This window comes from Neptunicella plasticusilytica (assembly GCF_047922965.1).
Lineage (GTDB): Bacteria > Pseudomonadota > Gammaproteobacteria > Enterobacterales > Alteromonadaceae > Neptunicella > Neptunicella plasticusilytica.
In genome coordinates, this window is sequence record NZ_CP150481.1 from 928,321 (window position 1) to 951,411 (window position 23,091).

Consider the following 23,091-nt stretch of genomic DNA (forward strand, 5'->3'; position numbering starts at 1 on the left):
GTCTTGGTGGTGAGCCGATTTTATGCAAGCTCACCATCAATTTAACGGTTAAAAGAGGTGGCTTGTTTGCGGCGTCTATACAGACTATAAAATAATCCGCTGACCAACAGCACCGCAGGCACAACACCACTTACCAGTAATGCCATTTTAAACAGCTTTCCACCTACAGTAGCAACATGTAACGGATAGATACCGTTATTAATTTGCTGGCCGCTACCTAACTGGTTGGCTAATTTACTGCTCAGTATCTGATTGTTCGACGGATCAATCATGATCACGCTGCGCCCATTGGGGTGCCATTCATCTTTATCCCGGGCCCGGAACGAGACTGGATCATCATTGCCCGCACGTAGGCGGAATAATCGCAGTTGTGCCTGCGGCCAGTGCTGTTGTGCGCTGGTTAGCATGCTTGACCAGTCAGTTTGGCTAACAGGGTAGGGATTAGCCAGTTTGACTGGCTTGACGGGTACAGGATCATTTAATAGCCAGGACAAACTGCTTTTGGTGACAGCGCTATAAATAATCAATGTACCGGTAATAACGCTGACTAACAGCAATGGCGCAAACAGACTGGCAAAAGTGCTGTGCCACTGGCGTGCCATACGAAACCCGTTACCGCGCCAAGACAGACGCCATAACCGCCAGTGCCAATGTTTTGGCCACCAACGGATCAAGCCGGTGAATATTAACAACAGCGTGGCAATCCCCAGATAACCCAGTATATCGTGCCCCAAATCATCCAGCAGCAGATGCAAATGAAAGTCATACAACCAGTCTATCCAGTCACTATGCGGTGAACGGACCAATACCTGTTGTCGTTGTTCGTTGAAGTAATAATGATCACCCGAGTGGCTGGTTACTTCCAGCCAAGGGGCTTGCTGGGTGGGGAGTCTGACCGAACGGTATCGCCGATCCTGTTGTAATTGGTTAAGCAGTGGCCCCCAGTGGCTGATATTTTCTACTGTCTGGTAGGCAGGCAGTTGCGGGTATTGCCACTGCAATAAATCATTTTTATACAATAATGTCGCACCACTTAGGCTGACCAGTACAAACCAGATCCCGATTAGCCAGCCAAGCCAGCGGTGCAACTTTATGATCATTGACTTAATTCAGTTTATTTAAAAAGCGTGCTGCCAGTTCAGACTAAGTGTGCGTCCGGTGCCCGCAAAATAGCGGTTATCCGCGCCATTGGTCTGGGCATAATAACCGATATATTGTTTATCCGTCAGGTTATCCATTCCTAACGAAAACAGGCCGTATTGTTCATGCTGATAATTGACGGCTAAGTCAACGGTATTATAACCATCGAAATCATTACCGCTGTTAAAGTCCATATCGAACAGCATATTGAGCTGGATACGACTACTTAACCCGTTTGACCATTGTTGTAACCAGTATAGATTGAGACGCTCAGGGGCAATATTGACGCCACCCAAATCGGTTTCGACAATACCATCCTGATCGCCGTCATACTGACCGTCAGCTCTGGCATAGGTTAAGCCGAGTGTGGCATCCTTATCAATGAAGATTTGTGCGTCCGCTTCAAAACCGCTGATTTCAGTTTTCTCACGTTTTACGCTGTATATTCCGTCCGCATTGGCGGCCAGACGAGAACCCAGATCCGAATCTGACTGAAAGTAGCTGGATTGCAGGTGTAGCCAATTATTAGCATATTCGAAGCCGATTTCGCGGTTGTCCGAAATCACCGGTTGCAGATCCAGAAAGCTGTTGACCGATAATCCAGCGACATTGATGCCTCGCAATACCCGGCCAACGTCCGGCATGCTAAAACCTTCGCTATAACTGGCATATAAACGTAGTTCAGGCGTGGATTGCCAGACAACCCCGGCGTTGTTCAGTAACTCGTTAAAGCTGGGCGAGCCGCCTTCGACAAAGGTGCTGTTGTACGAGGCTAAGGTGGTGAAATCATCGACTTTCAGTTTACCGTATTCATAACGGGCACCGTAGCTCAGAGTCAGGTTGTCAACACCGCGATAACGTAACTGAGCGAATGGTGCAATATTATTAAATTGGGTTTCCGGTACCCATTTACGTCCGGTAATCGCCAGTTCCTGAAAGGTTTCGTCCTGTAACCAGTCGATACCGGAAATAACATCCAGATGACTGCCACCCCAGTTGCCTTTAAACCAGGTCAGACGGCTACCCAGTTTTTCCGATTTGTTTTGTGATTGATCAAACAGGTTGTCACCATAAGCTGGATCCTGAAAGGTGCCGGCGGCACTGCCTCCATATAGCGCGGCAAAATCCTGATAAAATAATTGCCAGCTGAGTTGGCCACCCAACACATTCTGGTGCTGATAATCCACCGAGCTGGTGGTGACTCTGTTGCGTGGCGCACCGCCTTCAGGTGCGCCCTCAATTGAGGTCGCAGGTACGCCATTGTCAACGTCACCGTCTACGGGTTGGTAGTCGCCGTTACCTTCAATATTGTAATGATTCACCATCCATTGCAGGCTTTGTTCCTGGCTCAGTTGTGTGGTGAATTTGACAAACAGATCCAGACTGTCCGAATCCATGGTATCACCCTGGGTTGAATCAATACCGATGAGCTCACCCCGACCGTCACGATACATCCCGGTTGTACGATAGGATAAACCGGCCACCAGGCCGTTGTTGTTATCACCATGACTAAATAAATAGCTGGCTTTCATGCTCTGACTATCGCTGCCACCAGATGTAGGGGCAGAAAATCCGGCCGTGACCTGATGGGCATTTTCACCTGCTGATTTAGTGATGATATTAATAATTCCGCCACTGGCACCCATGCCTTGAATGGCGTTGGAACCCCGGATCACTTCGATGCGCTCGATCATGGCCGGATCAATGGTATTGCCGTCCCGGCCACCGCTACGTAGTGGATTGGATTGCGGTACGCCGTCAATCATATATAGAGGTTCACGTCCGCGTAATGTTTCGCCTGCCGAGGTCAGTTTTTGGCGGCTGGGTGAAAAAGCAGGCAGCAAATTCCCCAAAATCTGTGATAAATCCTGGGTAAAAGTCAATTGTTGCTGGATTTGTTGCTGGGAAATCACACTGACTGTGGCAGGGACTGTACTTACTGGCACTGCGGCGCGGGTTGCGGTTACAGCGATTTTTTCTACTTCCTGGCTGTCATTGGCGAGTGCAGCAAAAGATAAAGCGGCCAATGGCAATAATGCAAATCGGGACATAAAACTTCCTGAGGACTAAAAAGGGATAATGATTAGAACGTCATTGATAACAATTCGCATTTAATCACCTGTGCCACGACGAGTCAAGCCTGAGGCGGTGTGGCGTCATCCCAAACCGGGTTCTAATTCTGATTATTCGCCGATGTCCTCATTCCATAATTCGGGGCGGGCTTTGATGAAATCCTCCATCAGCTGTTGGCACTCCTGATTATCCAGCACTGTCACTTCTACTCCTCGGGAGCGGACGTAATCTTCCGGACCCTGAAAGGTTTTGTTTTCACCGATGACAATTCTGGGGATGCCATATAGCAGTGCTGTTCCGCTACACATATCGCAGGGTGATAGGGTTGAATATAAAGTGGCTCGGCGATAATCGGCTGCCTTGAGGCGCCCGCAATTTTCAAAACAGTCCATTTCAGCATGTAAAATCGGGCTGCCTTTCTGGATGCGTTGATTGTGTCCCCGGCCGACTATTTTTCCGTCGATAACCAATACCGAACCAATAGGTATGCCTCCTTCGGCCAGCCCTTGTTTGGCCTCTTCAATTGCGGCGTTGAGAAATTTATCCATAGGGTTCCTTAAAATAATTTGGTGAGTGGTTATTTCGCATACTTGAACTGGTTAATCTGGTAACCGTGATAGAAACCCAGAGGGCAGTGTATAAGTGGCATTAGAAAATAGACAATACCCGATACGCCGGGATTGTCGGTGATTGCCAAAACGCTGACTGACAAGAGTGCAATAAAGAATGTAACCAGCTGATGTGACAGCGCAATGGTGGTGAGTCTGATCTCCAGCTTGTCCAGCTCCAGGGCTTTGCGTAGTGCAAAAGCCCTTAGGTGCATTAGGGCCAATACGCCGAATAAACCGATTAAGCTGAAGCCGTAAAAATACATCATGTATTTGCGCTGGGTTAAATCCGCAATCAGACCATTCGATCCCTCTGGCAAAACAAACAGTGAGGACGTATCCACATCGATAATCAAATACCATAAAAAGGTACTCAGAAATTTAAGCGGAAATGCCAATAATATTACTAGTAACAAAAACAGACTGTTGAGGCAGATAGTCAGTATATCTTCCAGTCCGTAACGCCGGAAAAATCGGTAGTGTTCAAACCAGGTATAGATAACAAATGAAAAGCAGATTAAGAAGGCGGGCAGATCCCTGACGGTCAGCCAGATATCAAACAAGGTATCGGAGGTGGATGAAGATACCATCAGCAGGGTGATGGTAATGGCAAAGACGCCGTCTGAAAAGCCTTCAATACGCGAGACTTCTCCTCCTCGCCATCTGAACAGCGTATCGGCACCCAGTTTCTTGTTATACAGGTGTGCTCTAATCATCCAGTTTCCACCGACACTATCGTTATGTCCCGCGTTTTATATTAGAACTCCTGTGGCAATAAGCGAGCACTGATTAACATCACCGGTTTTACCGGCACATCATTCCAGCCCAATTCGGCATCGTAATGGGTTTCGACTTCAGCCATTTTGTCCACCACATCCATGCCGCTGGAGACCACCGCAAATACCGCGTAGCCCCAATGCTTGCCTGGATTCAGGCTGTCATTATCGTTCAGATTAAAGAAAAACTGGCGGTTACCGGAATGCGGATCGTTCTGGCGTGCCATGGCAACGGTATAAATGGCATTTTTTGACCCATTTCCCGATTCGTTAAAAATATCGCCAAACTTGGGCTGTTCATTAAAGTCTTGGTCAAAACCGCCACCCTGTACCACAAAGCCGGGAACTATCCGGTGGAAAATCGTATTGTCATAGCTTTTCTTGTCGACGTAACGCAGGAAGTTGTTAACCGTGATGGGAGACTTATATCGATCCAGTTCAATTACGATATCGCCCATGCTGGTGACCAGTTTTACTTTGGGAAACAGGTTGTCCGGCTGGATTTGCGAACCGTCTTCGGCGGCCGCAAAGCATAAGGGACTAATAACAAACAAACAAAATAACAGGGATCTGATGTTCACGGTAATAACTCCGACTAGCGTTTAATGCAGGATAAAATACTGAATTTCTGATTGGATGCAACTACCTGGTAACCACCGAACAGTTTTTTCAGTTTACGTGGGTAATCCAGATGACGATTGCCGACCACGCGTAATTCACCACCACGGACAAGACGTTGTTTGCTGTCGTTAAACATTTGCCAGGCGATATGATCGGTGATGGTGTTCTGCTGATGAAAAGGCGGGTTGCATAGCACCACATCAATAGTTTGCGGTGTCAGTTGTTCCAGGCAGTTGCTGAGCAGAAATTGCGCCCGTTCAATACTGTCAGCCAGATTGGTCTGGACATTCTGTTGTGCTGAAGCAATCGCCATCGCCGATTCATCGATAAATATCACTTTGGCATCGGCATAACGGGCCAATACAGTTAACCCCAGAATTCCGTTGCCACAACCTAAATCCACTACGGTTTTGCCGCTACAGTCAGGCAGATTCTCTAACATAAAGCGCCCGCCAATGTCGATACTCTGGCGGGAAAAGACATTGGCATGGTTGCTGATAGTAAAACCGCTGTCCGTCATGGTCCATACTGTGGGGTAAGGGGATGAGTGCTGTTTGTCAGCCGACGCTGAACAAAAGATCAGCCGGGCTTTTTTGCGCGCTAATGAGGTAGTGGTGGTGCCCAGATATTTCTCGAATAAACCCAGGGTAGCCTTACTGATGCTATTAGTCTTACCGGCAGCAATAATCTGGGTTTGCCGGGTGACAACGCTTTGCAGATCGATAAGTTGTTGCTCCAGCAAAGCTTGCGATTTGGGAATTTTGAGTACAATAACCTCTGCTGCCAGTGGCCGGCTAAGGGCATCATGAAAATGGTTGTCATCCCAGTTCAGACCGTTGTCCCGCAAATTCATCTGGCATGCCAGTCGGCTCACAAAAGAATCACCGTACCAGTGCGGTTGATAACTTTGGAACCAGCAGGTTAGTGCACCAAAATCATCATTGAAAATCAGCATGTTAGCTAATCTATCTGGCGGAATATTATCGCTGATATACTCAATCAGATATTCGTCGGCTGCATCCCAGGCCTGTAAACTTTTATGTTGCAGCGCTTTAGGATAACGAAACAGGTTTAGGCTTTTATGCTGTAGCGTTAAACTGCTATTAATTTGTGATTGAGCTTGAGGGCGCATGTGGATCAATATCACCTTGCATTTGAACAGGACAGCGAAATTTGTTTGCCACAGGCAAGCATTCAGTATTATCAACAATTTATTCCAGTCGAACAGGCCGATGATTTGTTGGCACTATTATTAAAGCAACTCAACTGGCGTCAGGATCATATCAAAATGTATGGCGTAGAACACAAAATTCCGCGTTTGCAGGCCTGGTATGGTGATCCCGATAGTGAGTATCAATACTCCGGTTTGCAGATGACACCGCAACCCTGGACCGATACGTTGCAGCATATTCGTCAACTTTGCGAACAACAGACCCAACACAAATTCAACTCGGTGTTATGCAATTTGTACCGGAACGGGCAGGATAGTGTGGGGATGCACGCCGATGATGAAGCGGAATTGGGGCCACAGCCAATTATTGCATCGGTAAGTCTGGGGCAAGCCCGTGCCTTGATGTTTAAGCATAAAACTACCCGCCAAAGCCATAAACTGTTGCTGCAACATGGAAGCTTGTTAGTAATGAAAGGTTTGACCCAGCAGCATTGGTTGCATGGCATTAACAAGAGCCCAAGTGTGACAAAGCCTAGAGTCAATTTAACCTTTCGACAGATTAAAAAGGGTTATAACTAGTCTCAAATTGGTTGAGAAAAAATATAACTTGAACTGTCAGTGGCTTATCATTCAAAATCCGCTCCCCGCGAAAAAATAAGTGTTTAATCGTTCATTTCAAAGCTAAATTTAGTATCAGTAGTCAGCTAAAATTAGTATCAGTAGTTGTTGTATTTAAAGAGGGATTAAGGATGAATATTCAATTTAATATTGAAAGTAAGTTGATTGAACACTTTCAGCCAGCTCATCTTGAAGTGGTTAATGAAAGCAATCAACACAATGTTCCTGCCGGTTCTGAAACTCACTTTAAAGTGGTGCTGGTCACGCCAAAATTTGATGGTACCCGGCTGATCAGCCGGCATCGCGCGGTGAATGCTGTTTTAAAAGATGAACTGGCTAACCAGATCCATGCGTTGGCATTGCATACTTACACTGATTCGGAGTGGCAAGGCTTGTATGGTGGTGCACCCGCGTCACCCGCATGTCGTGGAGGTATGAATAAAAAAGCCTCTTGAGGATATATCGCATTGTCCGGTGAAAGCCGGGCAATGTAACTTCTAGTTAGCCGCCGATTTATCTTCCTGGGGCTAATAATATTTCCATTTCTGTTGCGAATTTGTTAAAAATTTCATTTAGTTATCTTCTGCCGGAATCGCTTGCATAGCATGTTGGTGCAAATTCAAAAATTTATCGATCAGTTCCACACTCGCCTTAGTCAGATTATCAGTTGGTTTACATTAATCATGGTGTTGCTAACCCTGTTGATTGTGATTTTGCGCTACGGGTTTAACATGGGCTGGATCGCCATGCAGGAGTCGGTGATGTATCTGCATGCTGCAGTATTTATGCTCGGTGCTGCCTATACCTTGCAAGTTGATCAACATGTACGGGTTGATGTGTTCTATCGCAAGTTTTCCGAGCGTGGCAAAGCGCTAACCAACCTGTTGGGAAGTTTGCTGTTGTTGATGCCAGTAAATATTTTTATTCTGCTGATTAGCTGGGAATATGTTGGCAATTCCTGGGGTTTGCTGGAAGGTTCTCAGGAAGCTGGCGGGTTGCCGCTGGTGTTTATCCTTAAAACATTTATTTTGTTATTTGCCGGTAGTTTATCCTTGCAGGGAATTGCCGAAATCATCAAAAGTACGCTGGTGTTAGCGGCTGCCGGAGAGCGTAAATAATGGAATATTTATCGCTAGTTATGTTCGGGCTGGTTTGTCTGGTGCTATTGCTAGGGTATCCGGTCGCCTATTCGCTAGCGGGTACTGCGTTACTCTTTGCCGGAGTTGGATTACTGACAGGCACTTTTGACGAGGCCTACATCCACGCCTTGCCGAATCGCTTATACGGCATTATCACTAATCAAACCCTGCTTGCAGTACCTTTGTTTGTGTTTATGGGCGTAACGCTGGAAAAATCCTGCATTGCCGAGAAATTGTTAGCTGCTATGGCACAGCTGTTTGGCCGATTTCGTGGCGGGATGGCGATCTCGGTTATTCTGGTGGGCATGTTGCTGGCGGCCAGTACCGGGATTGTGGGAGCGACGGTGGTGACGATGGGGCTCATGTCGTTGCCAGCAATGTTAAAGCAAGGTTATGCCCCCAGTTTTGCTGCCGGTTCGATTTGTGCCACCGGCACCTTGGGACAGATTATTCCGCCGTCTATTGCATTAGTGTTACTGGGTGATGTGTTATCCAGTGCTTACCAGCAAGCGCAACTTGATATGGGAATTTTTTCGCCTGACTCGGTGTCGGTAGGTGATTTGTTTGTGGGGGCCATTGTGCCCGGATTGATGCTGGTAGCAGGGTACATTTTGTATGTATTGGCTGTGGTAGTGTTTGATAAACAGAAAATACCGGCCTTGTCGGCAACAGATAAAAAGACTTATCCCTCCAAGACCAAGCTGTTCAAAGCCCTGTTACCTCCGTTGGTGTTAATGTTTCTGGTACTTGGCGCCATATTGACCGGATTTGCCACGCCGACTGAAGCGGCCGGAGTCGGTGCTAGCGGTGCACTGGTTATTGCCTTGTTGCAAAAGCAGCTGTGTCTCACCAAATTACGCGAAATCATGTTGTCCACCTTGACGGTGACGTCGATGGTTTTTCTGATTCTGATCGGTGCCGCGCTGTTTTCGCTGATTTTTCGCGGTTTTGGTGGCGAGCAGGTGATTGAAGACATTTTTACCAGTCTGCCAGGCGGAAAGTTTGCTGCCATTTTACTGGTGATGTTAGTCATTTTTATGCTGGGGTTTATTCTCGATTTTATCGAGATTACTTTTGTGGTGGTGCCGCTGGTGGCGCCCGTATTGCTGACAATGGGGATTGATCCGATCTGGTTGGGAATTATGATTGCGATAAACCTGCAAACTTCGTTTTTGACGCCCCCCTTCGGTTTTGCGTTATTTTATCTGCGTGGCGTAGCGCCCGCCTCGGTGACGACCGTATCAATTTACCGGGGTGTGATCCCCTTTATTATTATTCAGTTATTATTACTGGTAGCCTTGGCCATCTGGCCGCAACTGATTACCTGGTTGCCCGATATGTTAGCCAGTTAAACTCATTCAGAAATTAAGTAGAGTGATGATGAAATTATCGATATTCAAATCCCTTGGCATAATGCTGTTAAGCTGTTTTTTTCTGCAAAGCTGTGGTGATTCGCAAACCCGGCTGTCATCGACTGTGCCCGCAACGCAGCAACACTTCGAGTGGAAACTGGTCACCTCCTGGCCAAAAAACTTTCCCGGTCTGGGGCGGGCGCCGGAAACCTTTGCCAAGCATGTAGAGCGCATGTCTAACGGTCGCTTGAAAATTAAAGTGTATGGTGCCGGAGAAATCGTGCCGGGTTTTGAGGTGTTTGACGCAGTCTCGCAAGGAACGGCTGAAATGGGGCATGCCGCCGCTTATTACTGGAAAGGCAAGGTGCCAGCCGCACAAATGTTTACCGCTATTCCCTTTGGTATGAACGCTACCGAAATGAACGGCTGGTTTTACTATGGCGGCGGATTGGAATTGTGGCGTGAAGTCTACAAACCCTTTGGCGTTATCCCGTTCCCTGGTGGCAATACCGGCGTGCAACTGGCTGGCTGGTTTAAAAAGCCGATAAACAGTATTGACGATCTGCAAGGCTTGAAAATGCGTATTCCCGGCTTGGGGGGCGAAGTGCTTAAAAAAGTCGGCGGGGTGCCGGTAGCGCTCACCGGTGGCGAATTATTTACTTCTTTGCAAACCGGGGCAATTGACGCGACCGAATGGGTCGGCCCCTACAATGATTTGGCTTTTGGTTTGTATAAAGCGGCGGACTACTACTATTACACCGGTTGGCATGAACCCGGTGCAGCACTGGAGTTTACGGTTAATCAAAAGGCCTTTAACAGTTTGCCAGATGATTTAAAAGCGATTATCGAAGTGGCCACTCAAGCCGTAAATCAGGATATGCTGGATGAATATACCGCGCGTAATAATGAGGCGATGCAAACCCTGATTAACAAACACCATGTCGATATGCGTCCCTTCCCGCCAGAGGTGGTTGAAAAACTTAAAACGGCGTCATTAGAGGTGATGCAAGAACATGCCGCGACAGATCCGTTATTCGCTAAAGTGTACCAGTCGTACTCGGAGTTTCAGAAAAAGGTCGCGGCCTACCATAAAATTTCAGAGTTCGAGTATTATAAAAACCGTTAGATAGCCGCTATATCGAGCCTCTATTGATAGGTTATTTAGCTGTTCAGAGTTGTTTAATTAGATTGCGCCTATACAATGGGCGCAATTTTTTATGGGGAATTGCTAGATGATTATTAAGCCGAAAATTCGCGGTTTCATTTGCACCACCACTCATCCTGTGGGCTGTGCGCAAAACGTCAAGGATCAGATTGCACTAACCGAAGCTAAAGGGGCGATTAAAAACGGTCCCAAGCGCGTGTTAGTCATAGGTGCATCCAGTGGCTATGGCCTGGCGTCGAGAATAGCGGCCGCTTTTGGTTGTGATGCTGCCACTATCGGTGTGTTTTTTGAGAAGCCGGGCAGCGACAAGAAAACCGGCACGGCGGGGTGGTATAATTCCGCTGCGTTTGACAAGGCTGCCAAAGAAAAAGGGCTGTATGCCAAGAGTATCAATGGTGATGCATTTTCGGACCTGGCGCGTGAAAAAGTGATTGAGTTGATCAAGGCTGATTTAGGCCAGATCGATATGGTGGTTTATTCGCTGGCGTCACCGGTGCGTAAATTACCCGACACCGGAGAAGTCGTGCGTTCGGTGCTCAAACCTATTGGTGAACCCTATCGTTCCACCGCAATTGACACTAATCGTGACACTATTATCAACGCTGAAATTGAACCTGCGAGCGCAGAAGAAGTCGCTGACACCGTCACTGTTATGGGCGGTCAGGACTGGGAATTGTGGATGCAGGCGTTGGCTGATGCCGGGGTATTGGCCGACGGTGCTCGCAGTGTCGCTTATTCCTATATCGGTTCGGATATTACCTGGCCGATCTATTGGCATGGCGCTTTGGGCAAAGCCAAAGAAGATTTGGATCGCGCTGCGCATGCCATTGATGCGGTGCTGAAGAATACCGGCGGCGGTGCCAATGTGGCGGTACTCAAATCAGTGGTGACTCAGGCGTCGTCGGCGATTCCGGTAATGCCACTGTATTTGTCGATGGTATTTAAAGTGATGCGTGAAAAGGGCCTGCATGAAGGTTGTATGGAGCAGATTTATCGTTTGTTTGCCGAGCGCCTGTATAACGATTGCGAACCGGCCAAATTGACAGATGAAAATAATAGATTACGGGTGGATGACTGGGAATTGCGCGAAGATGTGCAGCAGGCATGTCGTGATTTATGGCCTCAAGTTAACGACGACAACCTGTTTACCGAGACCGACTATCAGCTTTATAAGGACGAGTTCCTGAAATTATTCGGCTTTGGACTGGAGTCGGTTGATTACGACGCCGAGGCTGATCCTGTCGCCGAGTTTGATGTGGTGACACTGTAGCATTCAGCTAAACAAATTTAGGCCGTCTTTTGACGGCTTTTTATTGTCATTTTGATGGAGACAACGCTGAGTATTTGTTCAGTAACATGTTCTGTTAACAGTTGTTTTACATAATTGCTGCAGATTTGAGCAATATTTGACGTGTACGCGTAAAAAAGTCGTTAAACCCGTAAAAAAAACGCATAAACAACAATTTGCGTGGCGAAGTTTGAGTCATTAATGCTAAAATTCCCTGCTTAGACAAAGGTTATTTGAGCATATTGGTAAAATTTTAATCACTGATAGAGGTTCACTCTTTTGTCAGTCTGAGCAGAATTCGAAACTTTTTTAATTTTAGAGTAGTGCAATTGCATATGATAAAAATCAAAGAAGGCATGGACCTCCCGATTCAGGGGGCGCCCATTCAACAAATCCAACCAGGTAATGCGATCACTCGTGTTGCTGTGTTGGGAGAAGAGTACGTGGGGATGCGACCCACAATGCACGTCCAGGTTGGGGACAAAGTAAAAAAAGGTCAGGCTCTTTTTGAAGATAAAAAGAACCCGGGCGTTATGTTTACCGCACCCGCCAGTGGCACTGTGGCCGAGATAAATCGTGGTGAAAAGCGCGTTTTACAATCGGTCGTCATCGATATCGAAGGTAATGAACAAATTATTTTCGACAAAGCAGCAAATCTGGAAGGACTAACCGCACAACAAGTTGAGCAAAACTTGGTTGAATCCGGTTTGTGGACCGCATTGCGTACCCGTCCCTACAGTAAAATACCTGCCTTGGGTAGCAAACCGCATTCTATTTTTGTGAATGCAATGGATACTAATCCGTTGGCTGCTGATCCTACTGTTGTTATTGCCCAGCGCAAAGACGACTTTGCTAAAGGTTTGCAGGTTCTGTCAAAATTGACAGACGGTAAGCTGTTTGTGAGCAAAGCACCCGGGGCTGACGTACCAACAGGTTCCGCCACGGTTGAAGTCAATGAATTTGCAGGCCCCCATCCTGCAGGTCTAGTCGGTACTCATATCCATTTTCTGGATGCGGTAGGTGCCTCCAAAAAGGTTTGGCATATTGGTTACCAAGATGTCATCGCTTTTGGTCATCTGTTTACAACCGGTGAGCTGGATACTAGCCGGGTGATTGCTTTGGCGGGGCCTCAAGTGAAAAATCCTCGTCTGGTGACAACACTGATTGGTGCGAGTACCGAGCAAATCATTGCTGGTGACGTACCAGATACTGATATTCGGGTGATTTCTGGTTCGGTACTAAACGGACATAATGCTGCCGGCGTACACGGGTATTTGGGCCGTTATCACAATCAGGTTGCGGTATTAGCTGAAGGTCGCGAGAAAGTCTTTTTGGGCTGGATACGTCCAGGTAGTGATCAGCATTCAGTGACACGCGCCTATTTAGGCCATCTAAGCCCCAAACGTTTGTTTAATATGACGACTACCACCAACGGTTCCGATCGTTCTATGGTGCCAATCGGCAATTACGAACGCGTTATGCCGCTGGACATTCTGCCTACCCTATTACTTAGAGATATGATCTCGGGTGATACTGATGGAGCGCAGACTTTGGGTTGTCTGGAATTGGACGAAGAAGATTTGGCGTTATGTACTTATGTTTGCCCCGGCAAATATAACTATGCGCCTATTCTGCGTGAATGCCTGAATACGATTGAGAAGGAAGGGTAATCCATGAGCTTGAAAGATTACTTAGAAAAGATCGAGCCGGATTTTGAACCGGGCGGTCGTTATGAAAAGTGGTATGCCTTGTACGAAGCGGCTGCGACTATTTTCTACACACCGGGTAAAGTGAATAAATCGACCACCCATGTCAAAGACAGCATTGACCTGAAGCGCATCATGATTATGGTGTGGTTGGCGACATTCCCGGCGATGTTTTACGGTATGTATAATGTTGGTGTTCAAGCCAATAATGCCATCCTTGCCGGGGCGACGTTGCCTGATATGTGGCAGGCTGTATTGTTCACTATGTTGGGTGGCCAATTAGGTGCCGACGTGGGTGGTTTAGGCCTGTTCTTCTACGGCGCCTGTTTTTATATTCCAATTTATGCCGTGACATTTATTGTTGGCGGGTTTTGGGAAGTCCTGTTTGCTTCTGTACGTAAACACGAAGTTAATGAAGGTTTCTTTGTTACTTCGGTGTTGTTTTCGCTGACGTTGCCAGCCACAATTCCTTTATGGCAAGTGGCCTTAGGTATTACTTTTGGTGTGGTTATCGCCAAGGAGATCTTTGGTGGTACCGGGCGTAATTTCTTGAACCCGGCATTATCTGGTCGTGCTTTCTTGTACTTTGCTTATCCGGCTTATATGTCGGGTGATGCCATCTGGACCGCCGCAGACGGATTTTCCGGTGCAACCTTCTTAGGTCAAGCTGCACTAGGTCATGTGACCGACTGGAGCATGAATGCTGATTGGTGGAATGCATTTTACGGTGCCATCCAAGGTTCTGTAGGTGAAACGTCTACTTTAGCGTTGGCGATTGGTGGCCTGTTTATTATTTACTTACGAATTGCCTCCTGGCGCATCGTTGGTGGTGTCATGTTAGGCATGGTAATTTTCGCTAGCCTATTGAATATGCTCGGTAGCGATACCAACCCCATGTTTGCCATGCCCTGGTACTGGCATCTGGTGACCGGTGGTTTTGCCTTTGGTATGTTCTTTATGGCGACCGATCCGGTCTCTGCATCATTTACCAATAAAGGCAAGTGGGCTTATGGAGCCTTAATCGGATTTATGTGTGTGATGATTCGTGTGGTTAACCCGGCTTTCCCTGAAGGTATGATGTTGGCTATCTTATTTGCCAACTTATGGGCCCCATTATTCGATTATTTTGTCGCGCAAGGCAACATCAAACGGAGGGTAGCTCGTGTCAGCGAATAAAGAAACTCTGGGTAAAACGCTTGGTGTCGTGTTGGCAGTATGTCTGGTTTGTTCAATTATCGTATCTGGCTCTGCCGTCGGTTTACGTGAATTACAGGAACACAACGCCAAGTTAGACAAACAAACTAATATTCTCGAAGCCGCAGGGTTACTTGCCGAAGCTAAAGGTAATATCCCCGCTACTTACGCTCAATTCATCGAAGAACGCTATGTAGATTTAGCTAGCGGTGAATATGTTGATATGCCAGCCGGTTATGACATGTATAAAGCCGCTCGCGATCCTGAGCAGAGTGTTAAACCTCAGCCGGATACGGCCAGCCTGATTCGCCGCGCCAATGTTGCCAGCGTTTATCTGGTTAAAGATGAAGCGGGTAATACACAGCGGATAATCTTGCCAGTTAACGGCAGTGGTTTATGGAACATGATGTACGGATTCCTGGCGATTGATAATGACGGCAATACAGTGCGTGAACTGGTTTATTACGATCAGAAAGAAACTCCGGGGCTCGGCGGTGAAGTACAAAACCCCAAGTGGAAAGCGCTGTGGGACGGTAAAAAGCTGTTTAAAGACGGAGAGGTGGCGATTAAGGTCACTAAGAATGCCGGTTCTGACAACCCCTATGCGGTTGACGCGTTATCGGGCGCAACGTTGACCAGTAAAGGTGTGCAAAACACGCTGGATTACTGGTTGGGTAAAGAGGGCTTTGGTCCCTTCCTGAACAATCTTAAGAGAGGCTAATCTGATGGCTGATACTAAAGAAATGAAAAAGGTTCTGTTCGGACCGATTCTGGATAATAACCCGATTGCCTTGCAGGTCTTGGGTGTTTGTTCAGCGTTGGCCGTAACAACCAAGCTTGAGACTGCATTGGTGATGGCATTAGCCCTCACCTCGGTTACCGCGTTCTCCAACTTGTTTATTTCTATTATCCGTAACGCAATTCCATCCAGTGTGCGTATTATCGTGCAGATGACCATTATTGCTTCATTGGTTATTGTGGTGGATCAAATTCTTAAAGCCTATTCCTACGAGATATCCAAACAGCTATCGGTGTTTGTTGGTTTGATTATTACTAACTGTATCGTAATGGGACGAGCTGAAGCCTATGCGATGAAGAGTCCACCATTGATGAGTTTCCTGGACGGAATCGGTAATGGTCTGGGATATTCTTTTGTACTGGTAGTTGTGGGTATTATTAAAGAACTGTTCGGTTTTGGTACCTTACTGGGATTTGAAATTCTGCCATTAATTCAAAACGGTGGCTGGTATCAGGCCAACGGCTTGTTGATCTTGCCATTTAGCTCTTTCTTCCTGATTGGCGGCTTTATTTGGGTCATGCGTACATTCAAGAAAGAACAGGTCGAGGCGAAGGAGTAATCAATGGAACATTATCTGAATTTATTGGTCCGCTCGATTTTTATCGAAAATATGGCGTTAGCCTACTTCCTGGGCATGTGTACTTTTCTGGCAGTGTCCAAAAAAGTAAAAACCGCCATGGGCTTAGGCGTTGCGGTTATTGTGGTGTTGACCATCTCGGTACCGGCTAACCAGGTGATTTACTCGCTGTTTTTGGCTCCAGGCGCATTGGAGTGGGCAGGATTACCGGATACCGATCTAAGCTTTCTGAACTTCCTGACTTTTATCGGTGTTATTGCGGCATTGGTACAGATCCTGGAAATGTTGCTGGATAAATACTTCCAGTCGCTATACAACGCGTTAGGTATTTTCTTACCGCTGATTACCGTTAACTGCGCCATTTTTGGTGGGGTGGCTTTTGCCATTCAACGTGACTACAACACAGTGGAAAGTGTGTTTTATGGCATGGGCAGTGGTATGGGATGGGCGCTGGCAATTACTTTAATGGCAGCCGTGCGTGAAAAACTTAAATATGCGGATATGCCAGATGGGATTCGAGGACTGGGTTCGGTATTTATTACCGCCGGTCTTATGGCGCTTGGCTTCCAGTCATTCTCCGGCATTTCACTTTAAGCGAGGAACAGATCAGTTATGAATATTGAGATTCTTCTTGGCGTAGGTATGTTTATCGCCATTGTTGTGGTGCTGGTGATGGTGATCATGTTCGCCAAATCCAAACTGGTGCCATCGGGTGATGTGAATATCACTATTAACGGTGATCCTGACAAGGCCATTACGGCGCAGCCAGGTAGCAAGTTATTAGGTGCATTGGCCGATTCAGGTATATTTGTTTCTTCTGCCTGTGGTGGTGGTGGTTCATGTGGTCAGTGCCGGGTGAATATCCATTCAGGTGGTGGTGAGATATTACCTACCGAGCTTGACCATATTAGTAAACGTGATGCCAAAGAAGGTTGTCGTTTATCTTGTCAGGTAGCGGTTAAGCAGGATATGGACATTGAACTTCCGGAAGAAATTTTCGGCATCAAAAAGTGGGAATGCGAAGTTATTTCTAATGATAACAAAGCCACTTTTATCAAAGAGCTGAAACTTAAAATTCCTGAAGGGGAAGTCGTACCTTTCCGTGCGGGTGGTTTTATCCAGATTGAAGCTCCACCTCACCATGTCAAATATAAAGATTTCGATGTACCTGAAGAATATCGTAAAGACTGGAATCACTTCGGCTTCTTCGATATTGAATCCAAGGTAGATGAAGACACCATTCGAGCTTATTCGATGGCAAACTATCCGGAAGAAGAAGGGATTATTTTGTTGAACGTGCGTATCGCTTCGCCGCCACCGAATAATCTAAGTTTGCCTGCCGGCAAGATGTCCTCTTTTATCTGGAGCCTCAAGCCCGGTGACAAAGTAACTATATCTGGCCCATTCGGTGAATTTTTCGCTAAAGATACCCAGGCGGAGATGGTCTTTATCGGTGGTGGAGCGGGTATGGCGCCAATGCGTTCACATATCTTCGATCAGCTACGTCGTTTAAAAACCGATCGTAAAATCAGCTTCTGGTATGGAGCACGTTCGTTACGCGAAATGTTCTATGTGGAAGATTTCGATATGCTGCAAGAAGAGAATGAAAACTTTAATTGGCACGTCGCGTTATCCGACCCCCAGGCTGAAGATAATTGGGATGGCTACACTGGCTTTATTCATAATGTATTGCTGGAAAATTATCTCAAAGATCACCCTGCTCCCGAAGATTGCGAGTTCTACATGTGTGGACCGCCAATGATGAACGCGGCGGTAATTAATATGCTGAAAGAATTGGGTGTAGAAGAAGAAAATATCCTGCTGGATGATTTCGGCGGTTAATATTCCTCTGTCAGGTAGCCCTGATAGCAGAATATAAAGTTATAAAGGGGCCGTTTGGCTCCTTTTTTGTAGCAAAATTGATGACAGGAATGCTATGTATCCTAATTATTTTTATCGCTATTTATGTGTTATTGCATGTAGTTTATTGTTGATTGCTTGCCAGCCTGCCAGTGAGCCACAGTGGGCACTGCAGGGCAAAACGATGGGAACGACCTATCACATCAAATTAGTTGCCCCAGAGCAGACTGAATTAACCGAGACACAACTGCAGCAAGAAATCGATCAGTTACTGGTTGATGTTAATCATGCTATGTCTACCTATCAGCCGGATTCTGAATTATCTCGTTTTAATCAACTCACCGACCATCAGGTTTTTCCGTTATCTAGTGCTACCAGAACGGTAGTTGAAGAATCTATCCGCCTTTATCACATGACGGACGGGGCGCTTGATATTACTGTAGGGCCGTTAGTTAATTTATGGGGATTCGGGCCCAAAGCCAGACCACACACTATTCCTGATGATGAATTGATTGAAAAAACGCGGTTAAAAACCGGAGTTGAGAAGATTCAACTTACCGATGAAGGGATAACCAAAACGATTACGGATCTGTATGTGGACCTGTCTTCGATAGCCAAAGGTTACGGTGTGGATGTTGTTGCTCAATTATTGGAGCGCCACGGAATTAGCAACTATCTGGTGGAAATTGGCGGTGAAATGCGTTTGTCCGGGCATAAACTGGATGGCAGTGACTGGCGTGTTGCGGTTGAGAAACCGGAATCTATGCAAAGGACGGTTCAGCAAATTATATCAATAGGTGATAACGGCATTGCGACCTCAGGTGATTATCGTAATTACTATGAAGAAGACGGAATTCGCTACTCACATACTATTGATCCACAAACCGGCAAGCCGATTCAACATAAACTGGTTTCGGTTACGGTAGTGGATCCGTCTTGTATGACCGCCGATGGATTCGCTACGGCAATCAATGTTATGGGGTTCGAAAAAGGTAAGGCTTTTGCGTTGGAACATAATTTGGCAGTGTTGTTAATAAATCGCGAAAATGGACAGTTTAAAGCCTATAATACTCCCGCATTTGAACCTTATTTGCGTTAATATTGTCTGCTAAAGGGTGGCCTGTCCCACTGAATCATTCAAATTTTAAGTTGTTGTAGATTGGAGCTGTTGTGAGTACTTTTTTTCTGGCGTTTGCGTTTTTCCTGGTCGTAATGATGGCAATGGCGATAGGTTATATCGTGCAAAGAAAATCCATTGCAGGCAGTTGTGGTGGCCTAGGAGCATTAGGCATTTCCAAAGCTTGTGACTGTCCGGAACCATGCGATCGCAAGAAAGCCAGAATGGAAAAAGAGCAGGCCAGAGAGGCAAAGCTGAAACAATGGCAGCAAAATAAAATTATCTAACTTACAAGTTGATACCAAAAGCCACCTGTGTGGCTTTTGGATCGCATTTCCCGTCTATTCATTGTCACCATCATATAGTGTGTTCTCCGCTGTTTTCGCAGCGATAAATCTGCAGCTTGGTTCAACAGTTGTTATCAAGACAACTCTGTTGTACATTTAGCCATCAATGACAGCGTTGTCATCTTTAGTCGATGCGCTATCTGACAAACCCGGTTCCGGTTCAGCTGGTTTGTTGAGTAACTTAACTGAGTACTGATCCACAGGTAAACAAAGGAAAATAAAAATGCGACGATTGACATCGATTTGTCTGGTACTGGTTGTGTTGTTTAGCACCTTTCGCTTATCAGCTGAAACCAAAGTAGTGGGTTATATTCCGGTCTATAAAGATCTGGTTACTATTGCAGACAATGTCTCCTGGGACAAAGTGACCCATATCAACTTGTCTTTTCTGAATCCGGATAGTACGGGGCAGTTTCGTCAAGCCGGTCATTTTAGCTGCATGCCTAAAGAGCAAAATGGCCAGCCGGTGCAAAGTGCTGATATTCGATATGTTATTGAGCAAGCTCATCAATACAAGGTGAAAGTATTGCTGTCGTTAGGCGGCGGTGTTCTGCCTGCTTGTACTGGCGATTGGCGACGTCTGTTACAGCCAGATTCAAGAGATAGCATCGTAACCCAGCTTGTCGCTTTAGTTGATGAATTTAATCTGGATGGTCTGGATGTTGATCTGGAAGGTGTACTGCTGACCCATATTGATCAGGATGGCAATTACACCCCCTTTATTCGGCAATTGTCTGATGCGTTAGTCCAGCAGCAAAAGTTGCTGACCAGTGCTACAGCATCCTATGAGGGGGGGATGATCCCGATCAGTTCCATTGGTTATTTCGATTTTGTCAATATTATGTCTTACGACTCCATTGGGCCCAGTTGGGGCAAATCCGGCAGTGAGCATGCCACTTTTGCGCAATCACAAAAAGATATTCAGTTGTGGAAAGCAAGGGGGCTAACACAACAACAGTTAGTACTGGGTGTACCTTTCTATGGCTACGGTTTTGGCCGGTTTAAGGCGAACTATTCCTTTAGGGATTTATTGACTGAGTTTGGTCAGCAAGTGATCAATCAAGACGTTATCGGGCAAGCATGCGCACAATGCGATTACATCACTTTCAATAGCCTCGCAACCATTCAAGCCAAAACACGTTTGGCCCTGGAGCAGGGGAGTGGGGTCATGATCTGGGAGTTATCCCATGATGCGCAGGGTGAATACAGTTTGCTTAATGGAATACAACAACAACTGATTCCGCAAACTTCCAATACAAGCGAGCGTTTAATATCCACAGCAACTGAAAGTACAACTTTTTGAAGTTGAGAATGAGGTTAACTTCATGTAAATTTAAATGACAACGCTGTCATTTTATTTGATGAACCAGTAAAGTATCTGTCACCCATGACCTTTATAACAATAATTAAACTGGAGTATCTTTATGCAACAAAATCCAAAAAAACAGCGGGTTGCCGCTATTGATGTCCTGCGCGGTTTAACCATCGCACTGATGATTCTGGTCAATACTCCAGGTTCATGGAGTCATGTTTATTGGCCATTTCTGCATGCCGACTGGAGTGGGGCGACGCCTACCGATATGGTATTCCCGTTCTTTATTTTTATTGTTGGTGCAGCGATGTCCTATTCATTAAGCGCGGCAGTACAGGCGGGGATCGTTCCCTGGGGAAAAATAGCCAAGCGCGCTCTATTGCTGTTTGTTATCGGGCTTGTGCTCAATATATTTCCGTTTGATTCGTCACCAGACGAATGGCGGATACTGGGTGTGTTACAACGTATTGCGCTGTGTTATCTGTTTGGCGCAATACTGATTTTAACTTTGTCGGTCAGATCGCTGATTATTTGCAGTGCGGGTTTATTGTTGGGTTACTGGTTGGTAATGGCATTGGGCAGCGCTCAACCTTATGGACTGGAAACCAATCTGGTCAGACAAATTGATTTGGCCCTGTTGGGGGCTAATCATCTATGGCAGGGCAAAGGCTTACCTTTTGATCCTGAAGGTTTACTAAGTACTATACCAGCCATCGTTACGCTGCTTTGTGGTTATTTAACTAGCTTGTGGTTGCAGAATATTGACGGTTTTGGCAAGCAGATCCGTTCATTGATTATTCTGGCTGCGATACTGATTGTGGTGGCGTGTCTATGGCATCAGGTACATCCGATTAACAAGAGTCTGTGGACTGGATCCTTTGTATTATTGACAGCAGGTGTTGCGATGGCTGTATTGGCGTTAATAATCTGGATGTGGGAAGCCAAGGGGTGGCGCTTCGGGCTGGAAACCTTGCGGATTTACGGCAGCAATCCTTTGGTGGTATATGTGGGATCGGGTTTATTAGCGGTTACCCTGTCTGAGTTGATTGAAATGAACTTCGACGGTCAAACGGTGAGTGCTTACCAGTACGGTTTTATGTTCCTTAACCAATATATGAGTGCTAAAAATGCCTCACTACTATTTGCACTGATTATTGTTAGCCTGTTTTATGCGTTGGCTCATTTTCTGTATCGTAAAAAGTGGTTTGTAAAATTATAAAACTGCCCCGATCTTACCCAGCCAGTATTCTATTGGCTGGGTATTGGTTGCGAATTAACGGGGGTTGTTAAATTAATGTTTTATTCTAAATTGTTATAAGTGAGCAAGTGCTAAGCATATTGAACTAATCCGTACACTCTTAATCCGCTTAAAAAATCAATATAAACATATTGTTACGTAATCATTTGGTCATAACTCCTTTACTTGGCAATTCAAATTTTGCCGTTTTTCTTTATTCCGAAAAATATTGATTAATATTCATCCATCTCATACTCTCTAAATGTTAAATAAATGTAAGCGCTTTCAGTTTTTAAATGAAAGCGCTTTCATAAAATAATAAAAATCAAATATACGTTAGGTAGGAGAGAACAACATGAGTAAAAAAATAATACTGATATCGGCCTGGCTATTGGCCAGTAGCAACGCAATGGCTGCCGCCATCACCAATGGGGATTTCGCCAGTTCCTGCAATTTAAATACTTGGGAGCAGTTCGGAGATGTGAGTGTCAGTGGTGCTCCAGGAAATTGTGCCGCGGAACTAAATATTGATGACAATAATTATGAGGCCGAGTTATGGCAAGATGTGGTATTTGACGACGGTTTTGATTATTTACTATCTGTCGACTTTACCTTCAATACATCACAAGCCGATATTGAGGATTCGTTCTTCATCAGCCTGTTGAACCAGGATTTTGAACTTTATGATTTGTTGTTGCCACAAGATCTGATGGTGGGGGCAAACTCCGTCAGTTTATCTATAAGCGCATCTGATTTAGTCAATAATTATGTTAATCAGAACTGGTCATTATCTTTTTATCTATACGATGAAATTCCTGATGACGGCTCGACTTCAAATGTGTCAATCAGTTCTGTTTCATTAGATAAGGTTGCGGGACAAGTTCCCGAACCCGGCAGCCTGGCGCTTTTTGCTTTAGGGCTAGTCGGTTTTATCAGTCGTAGGTTGGCTTTTCTGCCTAATCGCGCTTTTAAGTTTAACTAAGAGGTGTCA

General features: G+C 45.9%; 23 protein-coding genes. 17 read left to right on the plus strand and 6 right to left on the minus strand.

Going from position 1 to position 23,091, the window contains the following annotated elements:
* Positions 1-41 precede the first annotated feature (41 nt).
* The 6 genes from V1467_RS04050 to V1467_RS04075 form a co-directional block, all read right to left on the minus strand.
* The gene (locus tag V1467_RS04050) at positions 42-1,100 is read right to left on the minus strand and encodes a PepSY-associated TM helix domain-containing protein (protein ID WP_416307525.1); all 1,059 of its coding nucleotides are present in this window, start codon (positions 1,098-1,100) and stop codon (positions 42-44) included.
* An 18-nt stretch (positions 1,101-1,118) separates the two neighbouring features.
* A complete protein-coding gene (locus V1467_RS04055; RefSeq protein WP_416307526.1) occupies positions 1,119-3,191 on the minus strand; it encodes a TonB-dependent receptor in 2,073 nt (690 codons plus the stop codon).
* 132 nt (positions 3,192-3,323) lie between these two features.
* Complete coding sequence (locus V1467_RS04060; protein WP_416307527.1) at positions 3,324-3,761, minus strand: nucleoside deaminase; 438 nt, start codon at positions 3,759-3,761, stop codon at positions 3,324-3,326.
* 29 nt (positions 3,762-3,790) lie between these two features.
* A complete protein-coding gene (locus V1467_RS04065; RefSeq protein ID WP_416307528.1) occupies positions 3,791-4,537 on the minus strand; it encodes a TMEM175 family protein in 747 nt (248 codons plus the stop codon).
* 41 nt (positions 4,538-4,578) lie between these two features.
* Positions 4,579-5,172, minus strand: coding sequence for a peptidylprolyl isomerase (locus V1467_RS04070; protein ID WP_416308644.1), 594 nt, complete (start codon positions 5,170-5,172; stop codon positions 4,579-4,581).
* A gap of 20 nt (positions 5,173-5,192) precedes the next feature.
* On the minus strand, positions 5,193-6,326 hold the full coding sequence (locus tag V1467_RS04075) for a methyltransferase (RefSeq protein WP_416308645.1): 1,134 nt from the start codon (positions 6,324-6,326) through the stop codon (positions 5,193-5,195).
* Between the two features lie 24 nt (positions 6,327-6,350).
* Here V1467_RS04075 and V1467_RS04080 point away from each other — a divergent pair, with 24 nt between their 5' ends.
* The 17 genes from V1467_RS04080 to V1467_RS04160 all read left to right on the plus strand — a co-directional run bounded on the left by V1467_RS04080 (position 6,351) and on the right by V1467_RS04160 (position 23,082).
* Positions 6,351-6,968 carry an alpha-ketoglutarate-dependent dioxygenase AlkB family protein gene (locus V1467_RS04080; RefSeq protein ID WP_416307529.1) on the plus strand — a complete coding sequence of 206 codons (618 nt, stop codon included), beginning with the start codon at positions 6,351-6,353 and terminating at the stop codon, positions 6,966-6,968.
* 170 nt (positions 6,969-7,138) lie between these two features.
* Positions 7,139-7,462, plus strand: coding sequence for a transcriptional regulator BolA (gene bolA / locus V1467_RS04085; protein ID WP_416307530.1), 324 nt, complete (start codon positions 7,139-7,141; stop codon positions 7,460-7,462).
* A 150-nt stretch (positions 7,463-7,612) separates the two neighbouring features.
* Complete coding sequence (locus tag V1467_RS04090; RefSeq protein ID WP_416307531.1) at positions 7,613-8,125, plus strand: TRAP transporter small permease subunit; 513 nt, start codon at positions 7,613-7,615, stop codon at positions 8,123-8,125.
* A complete protein-coding gene (locus V1467_RS04095) occupies positions 8,125-9,498 on the plus strand; it encodes a TRAP transporter large permease (protein ID WP_416307532.1) in 1,374 nt (457 codons plus the stop codon). Before V1467_RS04090 ends, V1467_RS04095 begins: the two co-directional genes overlap by 1 nt.
* 25 nt (positions 9,499-9,523) lie before the next feature.
* Positions 9,524-10,624, plus strand: a complete 1,101-nt coding sequence (locus tag V1467_RS04100; RefSeq protein WP_416307533.1) for a TRAP transporter substrate-binding protein — start codon at positions 9,524-9,526, stop codon at positions 10,622-10,624.
* A gap of 106 nt (positions 10,625-10,730) precedes the next feature.
* A complete protein-coding gene (gene fabV / locus V1467_RS04105) occupies positions 10,731-11,933 on the plus strand; it encodes an enoyl-ACP reductase FabV (RefSeq protein ID WP_416307534.1) in 1,203 nt (400 codons plus the stop codon).
* A 353-nt stretch (positions 11,934-12,286) separates the two neighbouring features.
* The gene (locus V1467_RS04110) at positions 12,287-13,621 is read left to right on the plus strand and encodes a Na(+)-translocating NADH-quinone reductase subunit A (protein ID WP_416307535.1); all 1,335 of its coding nucleotides are present in this window, start codon (positions 12,287-12,289) and stop codon (positions 13,619-13,621) included.
* A 3-nt stretch (positions 13,622-13,624) separates the two neighbouring features.
* Positions 13,625-14,833 (plus strand): NADH:ubiquinone reductase (Na(+)-transporting) subunit B, encoded by a 1,209-nt coding sequence (locus V1467_RS04115; protein WP_416307536.1) that lies wholly within the window; start codon positions 13,625-13,627, stop codon positions 14,831-14,833.
* Positions 14,820-15,572, plus strand: coding sequence for a Na(+)-translocating NADH-quinone reductase subunit C (locus V1467_RS04120; RefSeq protein ID WP_416307537.1), 753 nt, complete (start codon positions 14,820-14,822; stop codon positions 15,570-15,572). The genes V1467_RS04115 and V1467_RS04120 overlap by 14 nt, the downstream gene beginning before the upstream one ends.
* Before the next feature lie 4 nt (positions 15,573-15,576).
* On the plus strand, positions 15,577-16,209 hold the full coding sequence (locus tag V1467_RS04125) for an NADH:ubiquinone reductase (Na(+)-transporting) subunit D (RefSeq protein ID WP_416307538.1): 633 nt from the start codon (positions 15,577-15,579) through the stop codon (positions 16,207-16,209).
* Between the two features lie 3 nt (positions 16,210-16,212).
* Complete coding sequence (nqrE, locus tag V1467_RS04130; RefSeq protein WP_416307539.1) at positions 16,213-16,821, plus strand: NADH:ubiquinone reductase (Na(+)-transporting) subunit E; 609 nt, start codon at positions 16,213-16,215, stop codon at positions 16,819-16,821.
* Between the two features lie 18 nt (positions 16,822-16,839).
* A complete protein-coding gene (nqrF, locus tag V1467_RS04135; protein WP_416307540.1) occupies positions 16,840-18,069 on the plus strand; it encodes an NADH:ubiquinone reductase (Na(+)-transporting) subunit F in 1,230 nt (409 codons plus the stop codon).
* Positions 18,070-18,163: 94 nt separating this feature from the next.
* Positions 18,164-19,186: an FAD:protein FMN transferase gene (locus V1467_RS04140; protein ID WP_416307541.1), complete on the plus strand. Its 1,023-nt coding sequence runs from the start codon at positions 18,164-18,166 to the stop codon at positions 19,184-19,186.
* 71 nt (positions 19,187-19,257) lie between these two features.
* Complete coding sequence (nqrM, locus tag V1467_RS04145; RefSeq protein ID WP_416307542.1) at positions 19,258-19,491, plus strand: (Na+)-NQR maturation NqrM; 234 nt, start codon at positions 19,258-19,260, stop codon at positions 19,489-19,491.
* Positions 19,492-19,774: 283 nt separating this feature from the next.
* Positions 19,775-20,854 (plus strand): glycosyl hydrolase family 18 protein, encoded by a 1,080-nt coding sequence (locus tag V1467_RS04150; protein ID WP_416307543.1) that lies wholly within the window; start codon positions 19,775-19,777, stop codon positions 20,852-20,854.
* A gap of 121 nt (positions 20,855-20,975) precedes the next feature.
* A complete protein-coding gene (locus tag V1467_RS04155) occupies positions 20,976-22,082 on the plus strand; it encodes an acyltransferase family protein (protein WP_416307544.1) in 1,107 nt (368 codons plus the stop codon).
* Positions 22,083-22,455: 373 nt separating this feature from the next.
* A complete protein-coding gene (locus tag V1467_RS04160) occupies positions 22,456-23,082 on the plus strand; it encodes a PEP-CTERM sorting domain-containing protein (RefSeq protein WP_416307545.1) in 627 nt (208 codons plus the stop codon).
* The last annotated feature ends 9 nt before the right edge of the window (positions 23,083-23,091 follow it).